Source organism: Cellvibrio sp. 25HG11W-0 (assembly GCF_057815475.1).
In genome coordinates this window covers 3,725,961-3,741,176 of record NZ_CM174230.1, presented here as the reverse complement: position 1 = coordinate 3,741,176, position 15,216 = coordinate 3,725,961, and the positions used below count along the sequence as shown (strand labels likewise).

The window sequence follows — 15,216 nt, the reverse complement described above, 5'->3', positions numbered from 1 at the left end:
CAGTCATTTTTTTGGATCATAAAACAATGAAACAAAAGCAAGCCCTGCTAGGCGCAACAGTATTTACCGGTGAATCTTTTGTGGAAGGTTGTGCGGTAATTTTGTGTGAAAATTTAATTGAGGGGCTTATTCCGCAAGCAGATGTTAGCAGCGAGTGTGAAAAAATTTATTTAGAGGGCGGCATCCTGGCGCCCGGTTTTATGGATTTGCAAGTGAACGGCGGGGGCGGTGCCTTCTTCACTAACGACACCTCCGTTGCTGCACTGCAAACCATGTTGGATGGTCATCGCCCAAGCGGTACTACGTCAATGTTGCCTACGTTAATCAGCGATACCCGCGCTGTACATCAAGCCGGTGTTCATGCGGTGGTTGAAGCAATAAATCTGGGTGTGAAAGGCATTCTCGGTGTGCATATTGAAGGACCATTTTTTGCGTTGACACGGCGCGGCGCGCACAACGAGCGCTATATTCGCACCATGGAGCAGGCCGACATTGATTGGCTGACACGCGCGGCAGAAGGCCTAGGTGCATCAAACGCTTCGGCGCACTTAGCACCTGCGGGAAAAATAATGCTGACCTTAGCGCCGGAACATACTGCGCCGGGTCAAATTAAAACATTGGTCGATGCGGGGCTTATTGTCTGCGCAGGCCATAGCGATGCACTCTATGTTGATGTGGTGCGCGCACTCGAAGAAGGACTCTCGGGCTTTACTCATTTATACAACGCTATGCGCCCTACCACAGGGCGCGAGCCAGGCGTGGTTGGTGCTGCGCTAGAAAATAAAGATGCATGGTGCGGCATTATTATTGATCAGCATCATGTGCATGCGGCTTCTGCGCGCATTGCCTACGCCGCTAAACCGCAAGGCAAAATGTATTTGGTGAGTGATGCAATGTCCACCGTTGGCGCAGAGCAAAAACATTTTGAAATTTATGGCGAAACCATATTTGAAAAAAATGGTTGCTTAGTGAATGCCGAAGGGCGTTTAGCAGGCAGCGCTATAGGCATGATCGACGCAGTGCGCTTGAATACCGAGTGGTTGGGCGTGGCGCTGAGTGAAAGTTTGCGTATGGCAGCGCTTTATCCTGCGCAGTTTATGCAGTTGGATAACTGCCTTGGACGGTTACAGCCAGGCTATCGCGCCGATTTAGTTCACTTCACTGCCGACTACAAGGTTACCCATACTTGGGTGGCGGGCGCAGTGCGTATTCACGTTTAATTTTTGCAATAACCTGTGTTTGGAGTGCTCCATGAAAGTTGTCATATTGCCTGATGCCGCCGCTGTTGCCGCTTATGGCGCTGCTATTTTTATACGGCAAATTGCCCATAAGCCCGACTCTGTTTTGGGGCTGGCAACGGGCTCTACACCGGTGGCGCTCTATAGAGAATTAATCGCAGCTTATCAAGCTGGCACTGTGTCTTTTGAGCAGGTCACCAGTTTTAATCTCGATGAATATTTGGGCTTGCGCGGTGATCACCCACAAAGCTACCGCTATTTTATGAATCAACAATTGTTTGACCACATAAATATTAATACAGCGAATACTCATGTGCCTTTGGGGGATGCGCAAGACCCTATAGCGGCCTGCGCAGCCTATGAGGGCGCGATAAAACACCTGGGCGGTATTGATATACAGCTGCTCGGTATAGGACGCAATGGTCACATAGGGTTTAATGAGCCATCGTCTTCCCTGCGTTCGCGCACCCGCGTTAAAACCCTCACTCGCGCGACCATTGAAGACAATGCGCGTTTTTTTGGCGCCGATGAATTTCAGCCGCATTTGTCGCTTACTATGGGGATAGGGACTATTTTAGAATCTAAAAAAGTGTTGTTGCTCGCCACCGGTGAGAATAAAGCTGAGGCTATTAACGCTTGCGTAGAGGGCCCATTAACTGCTGCCTGCCCAGCGTCTGCGCTGCAACTGCATGAGCAGGCGGTATTGATTATTGACGAGGCGGCGGCCTCACAATTGAGCGATGTGGAATTTTATAAACACATTGAGCGTGAAAATCAGACGTTATTAGCAGGGTTGGCGGCGCAAGCCTAGAGTGCTTCCAAGTAGTTCACTTATTGTGCAAGATAAGTGGCTATTGATGTTTGAAAGTGTGAACTCTGTGTCAGTGTTCCGTTTATTTTGGTTATATTACTTAAGTATCAGCGTAGGTTGCCGATAGATTGACTATATCCAGATATTTACGGAGGCCCTATGGTGTACCTAGGCCCAATTGAACTGCGTTATCAAAAAGTGAAGAACCCGGCGACTCGCCTTGCACCTGCAGGTGCCGTGAGCGCCTACGCCAAAGAAGCACATGACATGCCGATTGGCGGTGCGACTGAGGATGTGGTTACCGCGCCCGATGGTGTAGAGCGCAGAAAGAGTAAAAAAGATCGCCGCGGTAAAGGCCACAATACGTTGCTGGAAACCAGAGCAGGCCGCGACCGCCGCAAAGCTAAGTCGATCAACATCTCCATTTAAGCGCATATCTGCTCAGTCTAAGCGCACCCCCCTTTTTTGTTTAACCTCCACGTGCAACTCGAACTGCAACCGATTTAAACGCGGGGGTTTTGCTGCGTGGGTCGTGCGCAGTGCCGATAAGTACGTTGGCCTCTGGATAGTAGGCCATGAGGTTGCCGCGCGGTAAATTAAAGCTAAATACTTTTACCTGTAGCATTTCACCGTGTGGCGATTTAAGGTCGATGAGGTCGCCCGCCTTTGCATCTAGTGCTTCTATGTCTTCTTGGTTCATCAGCACAGACCAACGCGTGTCAGTGCCACGATAGGAATCGCTCTCCTCATAAATAATCGAATTGAATTGTCCTTCGCTGCGAATACTCGCCAGTACGAAAGGGAATTCTTGGGTGGCGATGTCTGCGGGAAGCGAGCTGGAAGAGAACTGCGCTTTGCCGGACGTGGTGGGGAAATGCTTTCCTTTTAACAGCCGGTCGGCGACGGTGAATTCTTGTTTAGTGCGACCTATGTCTTTGAGTTGTTCAAGCCCAGGAATCGTGGCAGCTATGGCAGCACGAATGGAGTCATGCTGTTTCAATTGGGCGAAATCCAGAGGGCTATCCGGCAGCAAGCGCTTGCCCAGCTCGCATAAAATTTCCACCTCGGGTTTAACATTGTTCAAGCGTGTTATACCTCCATCGCTCAGGCGCACATAGTTGAACATGGATTCTTGCGTAGTGGGTTGCCACTCCTCATCCCGTGCGCACACGGGCAATATCAAGGCGGCACTGGTTTCCATCCCCTGTATGTGGCCAGCATTGAGGGTAGTGGTTAGGTAGGCTTTGAAGGGAATGGCATCAAGTGCGCTGCGTGCCCAGGCGCTATTGGGTGTGGCTGCATAAAGGTTACCGCCCATAATAAGCGCCACATCCATCTGCTTGTTGTGAGCCGCTTCAAGGCAGGCGAGGGTGTCCAAACCTTCGCTGCGTGGCAGGCGAATGGAAAAGAGCTGCTCGAGATGTGCGAGTACATCTTCTGCCAGCAGGGGTTTAACACCGACAGTGCCAATACCCTGCACATTGCTGTGGCCGCGCAGGGGCAATAGGCCGGCGACAGCTTTGCCAAGCATACCGCGCAGCAGTGCCAGCATGGCGATGGCCTCGACATTTTCCACGCCATTCAAGTGATGGGTAATGCCCATGCCCCACGCGAACACCACCTGGTTTGCCTGCGCATACACCTTGGCCAAGGTGCGAATCTCGGCTTCTGCTACACCGCAGGCTTGGGTTAATTCTGCCCAGCTCAGTTGCGTGATCTGCGTTTTATAGGCCGCAAAGTTTTCGGTGTGTTGATCGATAAATTCTTGCGTCAGTGTGTGGGTTTCTAACAGCGCTTTGGCAAGCGCCTGCAGTAGCGCTAAGTCAGAGCCAATTTTGGGTTGCACATAGTGCGATGCAATCCAACTGCCGCCCATGAGCATAGACTTCGCACTTTTAGGCACGGCAAAGCGCACCAGCCCAGGTTCTTTCGCCGGGTTTATCACCACCACATCGCCGCCGCGCTCGCGACAGTTTTTGAGTTGATGGACAAAGCGCGGATGATTCGAAGAGGGGTTGGCGCCTATTACAAAAATACAGTCGGCGGTACCAACATCGTCGAGGGATATAGTCGCGGTGCCGCTGCCAATCACATTATAAAGCCCGACGCCGGTTGCTTGGTGGCAGTAAAAAGAACAGTTATTCACGTTGTTAGTGCCATAGAGCCGCGCCAAGAGCTGCAGCACAAAACCTGCTTCGTTGGAGGAGCGGCCTGATGAGTAAAAAAAGCTGCGTTCAGGCGCGCTCGCGGCAAACGCCTGCGCCAGTTTATCTAGCGCAAACTCCCAGCTTACGGGCATGTATTTATTGCTATCGGCATCCTTGAAAATTGGTGTATTCAAGCGCCCTAAGGTTTCCAATTCGCGCGCCGAGAGCTGCTTAAAGTCATCCAGCGTATGATCAAAAATTTCTGTGGGAATAGGTGCTTGAATATCAGTGCTCTGCGCCTGAATACTTTTATTGCACACCGAGGGGAATTCATCTTTCTCATTGGTCATACCGCCGCGCTGGCCGCCCATGCCCAAGCCGCACGCCTTACAGGCATTTTTGCTGTTAAGTGCCTTAGCGGAGTTCAGTAGCCCAATGCGCGCAACTGTTTTAAGGGTATAGAGAACTTTTTTAGGGCCACCACCAACAATGGTGATGGGTTCAGCGGGGGTAGTATTTTTTAATGACATAGCGGGGCATCATTGTTAAGGCGTGTGCCAAGAGGTTATGGCTTCAGAATCAACATTGCAATACGTTAAATGCTCCCTTTTTGACGTAGAATCCCAAAACTTGTTGGAATCGCACGGAACCTGCTTATGCCCCATATTTTAATCGTGGAAGACGAACCCTCTATTGCTGAAAGCTTGGAGTTTGTGCTGCGCGCGGATAGCCACACAACCCATTGGCTCAGTTTGGCGGGGGCGGCGTTGAACTATGTTCAGCAGCACCGGGTGGATTTGATTGTGCTCGATGTCGGCCTGCCGGATATGACCGGCTTTGAAGCTTGTAAATTACTGCGTAAATTTAGTGAGGTGCCGGTGATATTTTTAACCGCGCGCGGTTCGGAATTGGATCGTGTGGTTGGCCTTGAGATAGGTGCCGATGACTATGTGGTTAAACCCTTTAGCCCGCGCGAAATGGCTGCGCGGGTCAAGGCGATTTTAAAGCGCGTGCCTGCTGTGTCTTCGGCGGTACATATAAGCGCAGAAGTTGTTCATTCACTGGCTGAGTTCACCCTGGATCACAATGCTAAAACCATTAATTATTGGGGCCAACCCTTGGTGCTCACGCGCTTTGAGTTTTTGTTGTTGAGTGCGTTTATCGCGCAGCCGGGGCGCGTGCTCAGCCGCGATCAATTGCTCACGGCGGCGGGTGCAGCGGCAGAGGCGGGCTACGAGCGCGGCATTGATGGTCACATTAAAAGCCTGCGCAGTAAATTGCGGCACATCAAACCTGAGGCTGAACCGATTAAAACCCAGCGCGGTTTTGGTTACTGCTATCAAACGGCGCCGACGGAGTAGCGCTCATGTCCTTAAGTTTGCGTATTTTTATTGTTTATATGGTGTTTGTAAGCCTCTGTAGTTATTTTGTGCTGCGCACGGTGATGGAGGAAATTCGCCCCGGTGTTAAGCAATCGACAGAGGAAACCTTGGTGGATACCGCCAACTTACTCGCCGAATTTTTGCGCGAGCCAATGTTGCAACAGCGGTTAGACAGCGAAGCTTACACCGACATATTCAAAGCCTATGGCCTGCGTCAACCTAAGGCCAGTATTTGGGGCGTTGAAAAGTCTGCCGTGAACCACCGCATTTATGTCACCGACAGCAATGGTATTGTGTTGTTGGATTCAAAAAATATTGCCGTAGGGCAAGATTACTCGCGCTGGAACGATGTGTATTTAACCTTGCGCGGTCAATATGGCGCGCGCTCCTCGCAAGAGTTTGAAGGCGATGAAGGTTCCAGCATTATGTATGTGGCGGCGCCAATTAAAAGCGGTGCAAATATTATCGGTGTCGTCAGCGTTGCCAAACCTATGCGCAGCTTGCAGCCATTTATCGCACGCACTGAGCGACGCTTACTGTTGTTGGGCAGCAGCCTTATTATTTTGGGCCTACTGAGCGGAGCGCTGTTTTCTTGGTGGCTAAGCCGCGAGCTGCGCAAGTTGCGTGAATTCGCCCAAACCATCAGCCACGGCGAGCGTGCACCCATTCCGCAAAGTAAAATTGCCAGTGGAGAATTGCGTCAATTGGCCTTGGCGCTCGACAGCATGCGCCGTGAATTAGATGGTAAAGCCTATATTGAACACTATGTACAAACCCTCGCCCATGAACTTAAAAGCCCTTTGACGGGTATTCGCGCTGCCGCGGAATTATTGCAATCGCCTTTGTTAGATGCGCCAGAGCAAGCTGAACAGCGCCAGCGCTTTATTGGCAATATTGCGGGCGACAGTTTGCGCTTGCAGCAATTAATCGAGCGCCTTTTGGATTTAGCAAAACTGGAGCAGCAGCAAGTTTTAGCAAACCCGACCACAGTGAATATCAGCGCATTGTTGTCTCAACTAGTGGAGCAGCAGGCTGCGCGTATTAGCTTGCAGCAATGTCTGTTGAGCGTGGATATTGCTGCTAATTTATTCATCAAAGGTGATGCTTTTTTAGTGGGGCAGGCGCTCACTAACTTACTCGATAATGCATTGGATTTTTGTGTGCCCTCAGGCGCATTGCGCATTAATGCAGGGTTAGAGCGCGTAACGGCGGAGGAAAATACGGGTGCGAATACCGAGGAGGCAATCGTCATTCGTATTTACAATGAGGGTGAAGCCATTCCCGATTTCGCCCTTGCGCGGCTTACTGAGCGTTTCTTTTCCCTCGCGCGCCCACGCACGGGTAAAAAAAGCACGGGGCTGGGGCTGAATCTGGTGCAAGAGGTTACAGAGTTGCATGGCGCTTATTTTCAGCTGCACAATTGCGCACAGGGTGTGGAAGCACTCATGCGTTTTCCGTTAAAGGCCTGAGAGGAATCTGAGAGAGCCCTGAGCTGAATCTGAGAGAGCCCTGAGCTGAATCTGAGAGAGACTAAGAAAGACAAGCTCCACATAAACTCCATCCAAGCGCCATAAAACCTCCACACAACCCTCATACACCCCACACACGAGCAGGGCATTATTTCTCCTATCAAACACACAAGGAGAAACCCATGAAACGCCCCTTACTTTTTAAGTCCCTCACTATTGGCTTATTGATGCTCTTGCTCTTAATACCCTTGGGTATGATTGGCAGTTCGATTGATGAGCGCCGCGCTTACAGTGAAGATGTAGTGGCAGATATAGCGCGCAGCTCCAGTTACAGCCAAACACTGGTCGGCCCCATTTTGGTTATTCCCTATAGCAAGCTTGAGCGCTATGGCGTGATTAACAGCAAAAAAGAAACGGTGATTGAGGCTCGGCGTGTGACGGGCGCCTTGCATTTTTTGCCTGACGTTTTGCGGATTAACGCCCAGTTAAATACCGAATTGCGTGAGCGCGGTATTTACCGCGCGCGACTCTATCATGCAGATAGCCATATTGATGGCGCCTTTCGCTTACCGATACAGCTTGGCATTACCCAAGATTTTGCGGATTACAGTTTCTCTACGCCCTATGTTGCTGTGGGGATTAGCGATATTCGCGGTATAGAAAATTCGCTCAAATTAAAGATGAATGACGAAATCGTCGCGTTTGCTGCGGGTTCAGATCTGAGCATATTGGGTGATGGTGTTCATGCAACCCTCGCGGCAAGCAGCTTGGTAAAGGCGGCGGAGCAGCCGCTGGAATTAAATTTTGCGTTCGACCTTAAGCTGCAAGGTACTGAGCAACTGCAGGTGTTGCCGATCGGTCAAGAAACACATGTTAACCTCGGTTCTGATTGGCCACATCCCAGCTTTAGCGGGGAGTTTTTGCCGGTAGAACGCAGTGTTGATGCTCAGGGTTTTAGTGCGCGCTGGCAGACATCTTACTTCTCTACCAACATCGCGGAATATTTTACGCGCTGTGTTGAGGAGGATGAATGCAGAGAGTTTAAACAGCGCTTGTTAGGTGTTAAGTTGATAGACCCTGTCAATCAATATGTAAAAAGTGATCGCGCCATTAAGTATGCCTTGCTCTTTATAGGGCTCACCTTTGCCAGCTTTTTCCTGTTCGAAATTCTTAAGCGTCTGCAAATTCACCCCGTGCAATATGCGTTGGTGGGGGTGGCCCTCGCACTTTTTTATCTGCTGTTATTGTCGCTCGCTGAGCATATTGGGTTTGTATTGGCCTATGTATTGTCTTCCGCTGCCTGTGTGCTTTTGATTGGTTTTTATGTGTCAACCGTGCTGCAAAGTGTTGGGCGTGGAATTGGTTTTGCCGCGGGTTTGAGTTTTCTGTATAGCATTCTCTATGGCTTGTTAAGCGCAGAAGACTATGCCCTCTTAATGGGTTCAATATTGTTGTTTGTGCTGCTTGGTGTGTTTATGTTGCTCACCCGCAACGTAGATTGGTATGGCTTTGGCAATGCCACTGCTATCGCCAAGGAGCACAAATAACATGGTGATACTCTTGATGTCGGGGGTTATTTTATTGAGTGTGTTGGTCGGCGGTGTAGGTGTGAGCTATTGGCTCTGGCGCCGTGGATTTTGGGGGCGCTGTGTATTGATCGCAGGTTTAGCATGCGTCGCAATGGAAGCTCATGCAAAGATCTATCCTCAGCCCCACTTAAAGCAACATTACGAGCGAATAATTTTAGGTATGGATTCTGGCCGCTGAGTCGGTTTGTAGATTTGCGGTTCTGCGCCGGTAGCTGCTTTGCAGCTTATGTTTGGTAGATGCTACTTTCTGGTAAGTGCTACTTTCTGGTAAGTGCTAGCAATTACCGGCGCAGGTGTTTACTACACTTTTTTAGTCTCTAAATTGTATTTTCGTTTAGCTCTGCTGAGAAATTTGTTGCGCAAGCTCTCGCCTAAGGCTACACCACCAAGTTCTATGTGGTTGTAGGAAATATAGGCGAGGCTAAAGCTACACACGAGTGCGGAGAAACAATAGACCAGTGCAGCAAAACCACTATTGCCCAGTAGGAAGGTTACCCCATTGAGTAGCGCAACAATTAAAATCGTGTGGACTAGGTAGAGGCTGTAGGATATATCCCCCAAAAATCTAAACACAGGTGCATTTAGCAGCGAAAATTTCTCGGGTGAATAGTAAATAATAGCGACTAAAGGTGCTATGTAGAGGGTTTCCCAGTAGACAATCCATAAGTCGCCGAAGCCTGCGCCCGTGAGCGGTCGCGCTAGATAAAACCCCAGTGTCAATATGGCAATTAGGCACCAAAAAAGTGTGCTTGGTAGTTTTTCTACGCGCACTGCAAGCCACTTTCCCCATAGCAAAATACTCAAACCTAGATAAAAGCTAATGATGTAAAAATTCCAATGGTGTTTAAAATCTAGTGGAATGAGCGAAAGCACAACACAGGCACCTAGCGCTAATAGAACATTGCGTAGGCTGGTGCCTGATAACAACATGACAGGAATTAACACGGATCCAATTAGTTCAACAAAAATTGACCATATAGGTGGGTTGGCTTTAAGTGAATAGCCAATATAACCGGCGATAAATTTAAGCGGGGTAAAGTCGCCATACTCTTTGGGATTAAGTGAGTGGCTCAGGTGTGGGTCGATAAACAGAAGGTAGAGCCCGCCGCAGCTTACGGTGACAAACATCAGTGGCATGATTCGGAAAAAGCGGCGGTGAGCATAGATGGCAATTGAGTCTTTGGTGAGCTTATGTTTTGCGAGCGATGAGCCCACCACCAAACCACTCAGCACAAAAAAGAAGGTGACGGCGGCACTGCCATTAAATATGGGTGGAAACGTAAAGTCGGGAAAGGCATCAGCGACTCGCCCTTGTAAATGAACCAGCAGTACTATCACTGCCGCTAATCCGCGCAATGCATGTAAGGGAATGGAGAAACCTTGTTTTCTGGCCGCATCGAAAAATAAATTCATATCAGCAATCCCTGTGAATTTTCAGGGCAGAATTAAGCTGCACCTGAATAAAAAGAATGGACGTTTTAGCGAAGTAATAGAGCGTTCAATAAAATTGCCCTTGTTGGTGGGGCTGGCAAGCTTTTAATGCAGACTATGTGCCATGGGGATTTGTGCGACATTGTGCGGTTTTTTTTTGCGGTATCTGCTGTAAAAGGTGTGTTAGTTCTCAGGTAAGGCGGGTAATGCGGTTTGTGCTGGGGCAATTAACAGGCTTTGAACGCAGCCAGTGCATTAATTTTGTGCAGTAAAAAAGATGCGCATTTACTGATTTTAGCGCTAGTTTTCTTGTTTGATGCATTATTACTCTTAAACGCCATAGGGCGAGTTATTTAACATGCCTCGCCCTATGGTTTATTTTGTTTTTACTCTTTTGATTACCCTTTCAGTATCGATTCAATTTTAGCGAGTTCATCGCTGCTGAACTCAAGGTTGTTAAGTGCGGCTACTGAATCTTCAATTTGTGCTGGGCGGCTAGCACCGATTAAGCAGGTGGTGACGGCGTCATTATGCAGTGTCCAGGCGATAGCCATCTGCGCGAGTGATTGGCTGCGGCTCTCGGCAATGACATTGAGCGCTTGTACCTTAGCAATTTTTTCGGGGGTGATATCTTTGTTGCCGAGATAAATTTGCTCGCTGCGCGCCGCGCGTGAATCAGCGGGAATACCGTTCAAGTATTTGTTGGTGAGCACACCCTGTGCGAGGGGTGAGAACACAATCGAACCAACGCCTTCGCTTTTTAATACATCGGTCAAGCCATCTTCAATCCAGCGGTCAAACATGTTGTAGCGCGGTTGATGAATTAACAGCGGTGTGCCCAGCTCGCGCAAAATACGCACAGCGGCTTGAGTTTGTTCGGGCTTATAGTTGGATATGCCCACATAGAGCGCGCGACCAGAGCGCACAATGTAATCCAGTGCCTGCATGGTTTCTTCAAGAGGTGTTTCTGGGTCCATACAGTGATGGTAAAAAATATCAAAATAATCGAGCCCAGTGCGCTTTAAACTTTGATCGCAACTGGCGACTAAATATTTACGCGAACCGCCAATACCAAAAGGGCCTGGCCACATGTCGTAACCGGCTTTGCTGGAGATAATTAATTCGTCGCGGTAATGGGTAAAGTTCTGCTTAAAAATAGCCCCAAAAGTAGACTCTGCTGAGCCAAAATGCGGGCCGTAGTTGTTGGCCAAGTCAAAGTGATTGATGCCTAAATCGAAGGCTTTACGCAGCATGTCGCGCGCATTCTCTTGGGAGTCAACCGCGCCAAAGTTTTGCCATAAACCGAGCGACAAGCGCGACAGACGAATACCACTTTTACCGCAGCGTTGGTATTTCATTTGGGTGTAGCGATCGGGGTTGGCAAGGTAGCGCGGATTAGGTTCGTGGGTAATCATGGGGTTCCTCTTTCTCTAAGTAAGGGGTCGTCACTTAAAAAGCATCGATAAGTTGAGCGTAAATAAGGCGCAGGCAATAATCTAGGTGTGGATATTCTAAAAATAAGGGGCGCAAAAATGCGCGCTATTTCTTGGTGTTATTGTTTTGCGCGCTATTCTACCCGAAAAAAATCTGCCCCAGTTTTTGTGTGTGTAAAGATTGGTAGTGATCTATTAAGTATTCACCTTGCAAGCCTAGCTTTTAAACCTGTGCTGACGGGGCGTTATGAGTTTGTTAATGAATACTTAGGGGTGAAAACTATAACTCGCCAGCAATAGCAGCCACATAGTCAGCACCAATATAAGCCCAGCGGCAAAGGCGTAGAGGCGGTGCACAACATTATTATTAGTGATATGAATCCAACTATGCACCACCCGCGTGAGTACGAAGCCCCAGGCACAAATAAGCATGGCGGTGGAGTCCACACGCAACACGAGCGTTAAGATTCCCGCCGCATAAAAAAGCAGGGGTACCTCAAATAAATTGGAGTAGTTGCGCGCGGCTTGTGCAATGGCCTCGGGAATATCGCTGCTGTTATTGAGTCGAAATTGACTCAGTTTAAGTTGTTTTGATTTGACGGCGTTGATGCGCAAGCTTAGTAAATAGCCGGCAACGACACATGTGAGTAATACCATCGCAAACATGGGGTAAAGCATAAACTCTCCTTAATCTTATGGGATTGAATCTGGTGGATTTGGCTCTGCGCAGTGCATGAATGTCAATATTGGCGCACGGCGATGAAATAGCGCTGCAGCCCTTAGTGTAATACTAATGGCGCCTTGCTCAGGCTAAATTACCCAAAGCGCTGCTTTATTGTGTCTATGCCACTATAATACCCACCGTTTAGGGCAGCCTTTCTGCTCATTATTTAATCGACTCGTAAACCAAAACAAGGGTGATTCATGATTATCAGGCCAAAAGTTCGCGGTTTTATCTGTACCAATGCCCATCCACAGGGTTGTGCAGCCAATGTACAAGAGCAAATCGTTTACACCCAAGGCAAGGGCGCTGTTGCTGGCGCACCTAAAAAAGTGCTCATACTGGGCTGTTCAACCGGTTTTGGTTTGGCGTCGCGCATTACCGCAGCCTTTGGCGGCGGTGCGGATACTCTGGGTGTGTGCTTTGAAAAAGAGCCCTCGGAAGCAAAAACCGCCACCGCAGGTTACTACAACACGTCTGCCTTTCACGATGCAGCTAAAGCGGCTGGTTTGTATGCACAAACCTTGAATGGCGATGCTTTCTCGGATGCCTTGAAAGAGCAGGTTATCAATGAACTTAAAAACTCAATCGGCAAAGTCGATTTAGTGATTTATAGCTTGGCATCACCGCGCCGCACTGACCCAAAAACGGGCGAAGTTTATAATTCGGTACTCAAGCCTATCGGCAAACAATACATTTCTAAAAACCTCAATACCGACACCTTGAAAATCGGCGATGTCACCATTGAGCCGGCTACAGAACAAGAGATTGCTAATACCGTTAAGGTAATGGGCGGTGAAGACTGGGAGATGTGGATTGATGCACTAAAGAGTGCTGATCTGCTCTCTGATAATTTCCAAACTGTGGCTTATACCTATTTAGGCGATAAGCTTACTTGGCCAATCTACGGTAAGGCGACTATCGGCAAAGCCAAAGAAGATTTGGATCGCGCAGCGACTGCCCTGAGCAGTAAACACGGCGGTAAGGCGCGCGTTGCCGTGCTTAAAGCAGTCGTCTCCCAAGCCAGTGCGGCGATTCCGGTAATGCCTTTGTACCTCGCTATTTTGTTCAAGGTAATGAAAGAAGAGGGCACCCACGAAGGCTGTATCGAGCAGATTCAACGCTTGTTTACGGAGTGCCTCTACACGGCTACGCCGCGTTTGGATGATGCCGGCCGCTACCGCGTCGATGAGTTGGAATTAAACCCCGCTGTGCAAGCCAAGGTGGAAGCTATCTGGGATCAAGTAACGGAAGAGAACCTGTTCGACCTGACTGACTTTGCTGGTTACAAAGCGGAATTCTTACGTCTCTTCGGTTTTGGCATAGATAATGTAGATTATGATGCCGAGACAACTCCTCAAGTGGCGACGAATTTTTAATTAAGCACTGCGGTGCTGCATTGATTAATCCCTCGCCCGCCGCGAGGGATTTTTTTTTGAACGCTAATTTTGTAAGAGGCAGATAAGTATGCGCGAGCGAATTGCGATAGATATGGATGAAACCATCTGCGATACCCTTAGTCGACATTTGGATTGGTACAACACTGCGTTTAATCAAACCTTATCCAAAGCAGATTTGGCCGGCAGCAAAATCTATGACAAGGTTCTGCCCGAAGCCGTCAGTCGAGTGCGCGCCTATCCAGACAATCCGGATTTTTTTGTGGACATTCCTATTTATCCACAAGCGCGTGCCGTAATCGAAGAGCTGCATCTGCAGTTTGACATTGTCATAGCCACTGCCGCTATGGAGCATCCCAACTCTTTTGCGCCCAAGTACCAATGGTTGGTTAAGCATTTGCCCTTTATATCGCCCATGAATTTTGTGTTTTGTGGCAACAAAGGCTTGGTAAAAGCCGATTATTTGATTGACGATAGCCCGCGCCACTTTGAGGGCTTTGGGGGGCAGGGTGTTTTGTTTAGCGCGCCGCATAATCTGCATGAGCCTGCACTGGTACGGGTAAATGATTGGCAGGACGTTAGCGATTACTTTCTTAAAATATAAATCTGCTGCAATAGGGAAGCTTTACCATGTCTATAGTCCGTCACCTATTAGGGGTAACTATTACCCTATTGTTTGTGTTGCTCACCAGTTTGGTTTTTTTGCCGATCATTGGGTTGGCATTGTTGAAACTGCTAGTGCCCATAGTGGCGTGGCAAGCGTGGTGTAATCGCCGCTTGGATTGGTTGGCGAGCCTGTGGATGGATGCCAATGCGCGCCATCAAGCTTTGCTCTTACCTACGCGGTTGCAGTTGGACGGAATGGAGGGTTTGAGTGAGCAGGAATGGTACATGATGATAGCGAATCATCAGTCCTGGGTGGATATATTGGTGCTGTTACGGGTGTTTAATCGCCGTATCCCCTACCTTAAGTTTTTTTTAAAACAATCGCTTATTTGGGTGCCGCTACTGGGCTTGGCATGGTGGGCGCTGGAGTTCCCCTTCATGCGTCGCTACAGCAAAGAGCAGCTGGCGCGCCATCCCGAATTAAAGGGTAAGGATGTGGAGCAGACGCGTAAATCTTGTGAAAAGTTTCGCCATCACCCCGTTACCATTATTAACTTTTTAGAAGGCACGCGTTTTACCTCAGCCAAACATGCGCAGCAGTCGTCTAGTTATACGAATTTATTGATGCCCAAAGCGGGGGGGGTGGCCTTCACCTTGGCGGCGATGGATGGACAGCTGCATAAGTTGCTGGATGTCACACTTTGCTACAGTGCGGGGCGCCCAAGTTATTGGGAGTATGTGTGCGGCAAGGTGCCAGAGGTTCAGGTACATGTTCGTCAGCTGCCGATTCCCGCTGAATTAATAGGCAACTACGCTGATGATGAAGTGTTTCGCGCAGCGTTTCAGTTATGGGTGAATGAGCTTTGGCAGCGAAAGGATGCTCAGCTTACGACTATGTTGCAGCAAAAAGCATCATCATAAAAAATACACTAGGAGCTTAGCGGTCTTTAACGTTATTCTAGTGCACCACTCCTGCGCGACCTGTGTTTGTA

General features: G+C 49.0%; 14 protein-coding genes. 10 read left to right on the top strand and 4 right to left on the bottom strand.

The annotated features are described in order from the left end of the window. Nucleotides 1-26 precede the first annotated feature (26 nt). The 3 genes from nagA (at nucleotide 27) to AC0KUT_RS15610 (ending at nucleotide 2,478) form a co-directional block, all read left to right on the top strand. Nucleotides 27-1,220, top strand: coding sequence for an N-acetylglucosamine-6-phosphate deacetylase (gene nagA, locus AC0KUT_RS15620; protein ID WP_488831320.1), 1,194 nt, complete (start codon nucleotides 27-29; stop codon nucleotides 1,218-1,220). Between the two features lie 31 nt (nucleotides 1,221-1,251). Further along, entirely contained in the window at nucleotides 1,252-2,049 is a 798-nt protein-coding gene (nagB, locus tag AC0KUT_RS15615) for a glucosamine-6-phosphate deaminase (RefSeq protein WP_488831319.1), read from the top strand. Nucleotides 2,050-2,208: 159 nt separating this feature from the next. Continuing rightward, nucleotides 2,209-2,478, top strand: a complete 270-nt coding sequence (locus AC0KUT_RS15610) for a hypothetical protein (protein WP_488831318.1) — start codon at nucleotides 2,209-2,211, stop codon at nucleotides 2,476-2,478. Nucleotides 2,479-2,518: 40 nt separating this feature from the next. Here the strand turns inward: AC0KUT_RS15610 and AC0KUT_RS15605 are convergent, their stop codons facing one another. Next, nucleotides 2,519-4,726, bottom strand: coding sequence for an FdhF/YdeP family oxidoreductase (locus AC0KUT_RS15605; RefSeq protein ID WP_488831317.1), 2,208 nt, complete (start codon nucleotides 4,724-4,726; stop codon nucleotides 2,519-2,521). Nucleotides 4,727-4,852: 126 nt separating this feature from the next. On the opposite strand from AC0KUT_RS15605, the gene creB reads away from it, so the two are divergent. The 4 genes from creB to AC0KUT_RS15585 all read left to right on the top strand — a co-directional run bounded on the left by creB (nucleotide 4,853) and on the right by AC0KUT_RS15585 (nucleotide 8,814). Further along, entirely contained in the window at nucleotides 4,853-5,557 is a 705-nt protein-coding gene (gene creB / locus AC0KUT_RS15600; protein WP_488831316.1) for a two-component system response regulator CreB, read from the top strand. Nucleotides 5,558-5,562: 5 nt separating this feature from the next. Further along, nucleotides 5,563-7,047 (top strand): two-component system sensor histidine kinase CreC, encoded by a 1,485-nt coding sequence (creC, locus tag AC0KUT_RS15595; protein ID WP_488831315.1) that lies wholly within the window; start codon nucleotides 5,563-5,565, stop codon nucleotides 7,045-7,047. 182 nt (nucleotides 7,048-7,229) lie between these two features. Beyond that, nucleotides 7,230-8,594 carry a cell envelope integrity protein CreD gene (creD, locus tag AC0KUT_RS15590; protein ID WP_488831314.1) on the top strand — a complete coding sequence of 455 codons (1,365 nt, stop codon included), beginning with the start codon at nucleotides 7,230-7,232 and terminating at the stop codon, nucleotides 8,592-8,594. A 1-nt stretch (nucleotide 8,595) separates the two neighbouring features. Beyond that, the gene (locus AC0KUT_RS15585; RefSeq protein ID WP_488831313.1) at nucleotides 8,596-8,814 is read left to right on the top strand and encodes a hypothetical protein; all 219 of its coding nucleotides are present in this window, start codon (nucleotides 8,596-8,598) and stop codon (nucleotides 8,812-8,814) included. Between the two features lie 122 nt (nucleotides 8,815-8,936). On the opposite strand, the gene AC0KUT_RS15580 is transcribed toward AC0KUT_RS15585, so the two are convergent. The 3 genes from AC0KUT_RS15580 to AC0KUT_RS15570 all read right to left on the bottom strand — a co-directional run bounded on the left by AC0KUT_RS15580 (nucleotide 8,937) and on the right by AC0KUT_RS15570 (nucleotide 12,178). After that, complete coding sequence (locus AC0KUT_RS15580) at nucleotides 8,937-10,049, bottom strand: acyltransferase family protein (RefSeq protein WP_488831312.1); 1,113 nt, start codon at nucleotides 10,047-10,049, stop codon at nucleotides 8,937-8,939. 416 nt (nucleotides 10,050-10,465) lie between these two features. Then, nucleotides 10,466-11,482 carry an L-glyceraldehyde 3-phosphate reductase gene (gene mgrA / locus AC0KUT_RS15575; RefSeq protein ID WP_488831311.1) on the bottom strand — a complete coding sequence of 339 codons (1,017 nt, stop codon included), beginning with the start codon at nucleotides 11,480-11,482 and terminating at the stop codon, nucleotides 10,466-10,468. A gap of 285 nt (nucleotides 11,483-11,767) precedes the next feature. Further along, on the bottom strand, nucleotides 11,768-12,178 hold the full coding sequence (locus AC0KUT_RS15570; protein WP_488831310.1) for an MAPEG family protein: 411 nt from the start codon (nucleotides 12,176-12,178) through the stop codon (nucleotides 11,768-11,770). Between the two features lie 246 nt (nucleotides 12,179-12,424). On the opposite strand from AC0KUT_RS15570, the gene fabV reads away from it, so the two are divergent. From fabV to yihG, 3 genes are all read left to right on the top strand, one after another. Next, the gene (gene fabV / locus AC0KUT_RS15565) at nucleotides 12,425-13,600 is read left to right on the top strand and encodes an enoyl-ACP reductase FabV (RefSeq protein WP_488831309.1); all 1,176 of its coding nucleotides are present in this window, start codon (nucleotides 12,425-12,427) and stop codon (nucleotides 13,598-13,600) included. A gap of 88 nt (nucleotides 13,601-13,688) precedes the next feature. Beyond that, nucleotides 13,689-14,222: a 5' nucleotidase, NT5C type gene (locus AC0KUT_RS15560; RefSeq protein WP_488831308.1), complete on the top strand. Its 534-nt coding sequence runs from the start codon at nucleotides 13,689-13,691 to the stop codon at nucleotides 14,220-14,222. Between the two features lie 26 nt (nucleotides 14,223-14,248). Further along, the gene (yihG, locus tag AC0KUT_RS15555) at nucleotides 14,249-15,145 is read left to right on the top strand and encodes a 1-acylglycerol-3-phosphate O-acyltransferase, YihG family (RefSeq protein WP_488831307.1); all 897 of its coding nucleotides are present in this window, start codon (nucleotides 14,249-14,251) and stop codon (nucleotides 15,143-15,145) included. Nucleotides 15,146-15,216: the final 71 nt, after the last annotated feature.

Bases quoted from the DNA above. Each gene is read 5' to 3' on its own strand.
- creD (WP_488831314.1), top strand. From the start codon at position 7,230: ATGAAACGCCCCTTACTTTTTAAGTCCCTCACTATTGGCTTATTGATG.
- yihG (WP_488831307.1), top strand. From the start codon at position 14,249: ATGTCTATAGTCCGTCACCTATTAGGGGTAACTATTACCCTATTGTTT.
- AC0KUT_RS15580 (WP_488831312.1), bottom strand. From the start codon at position 10,049: ATGAATTTATTTTTCGATGCGGCCAGAAAACAAGGTTTCTCCATTCCC.
- AC0KUT_RS15585 (WP_488831313.1), top strand. From the start codon at position 8,596: ATGGTGATACTCTTGATGTCGGGGGTTATTTTATTGAGTGTGTTGGTC.
- AC0KUT_RS15605 (WP_488831317.1), bottom strand. From the start codon at position 4,726: ATGTCATTAAAAAATACTACCCCCGCTGAACCCATCACCATTGTTGGT.
- AC0KUT_RS15610 (WP_488831318.1), top strand. From the start codon at position 2,209: ATGGTGTACCTAGGCCCAATTGAACTGCGTTATCAAAAAGTGAAGAAC.
- fabV (WP_488831309.1), top strand. From the start codon at position 12,425: ATGATTATCAGGCCAAAAGTTCGCGGTTTTATCTGTACCAATGCCCAT.
- nagB (WP_488831319.1), top strand. From the start codon at position 1,252: ATGAAAGTTGTCATATTGCCTGATGCCGCCGCTGTTGCCGCTTATGGC.
- AC0KUT_RS15570 (WP_488831310.1), bottom strand. From the start codon at position 12,178: ATGCTTTACCCCATGTTTGCGATGGTATTACTCACATGTGTCGTTGCC.
- AC0KUT_RS15560 (WP_488831308.1), top strand. From the start codon at position 13,689: ATGCGCGAGCGAATTGCGATAGATATGGATGAAACCATCTGCGATACC.
- nagA (WP_488831320.1), top strand. From the start codon at position 27: ATGAAACAAAAGCAAGCCCTGCTAGGCGCAACAGTATTTACCGGTGAA.
- creC (WP_488831315.1), top strand. From the start codon at position 5,563: ATGTCCTTAAGTTTGCGTATTTTTATTGTTTATATGGTGTTTGTAAGC.
- creB (WP_488831316.1), top strand. From the start codon at position 4,853: ATGCCCCATATTTTAATCGTGGAAGACGAACCCTCTATTGCTGAAAGC.
- mgrA (WP_488831311.1), bottom strand. From the start codon at position 11,482: ATGATTACCCACGAACCTAATCCGCGCTACCTTGCCAACCCCGATCGC.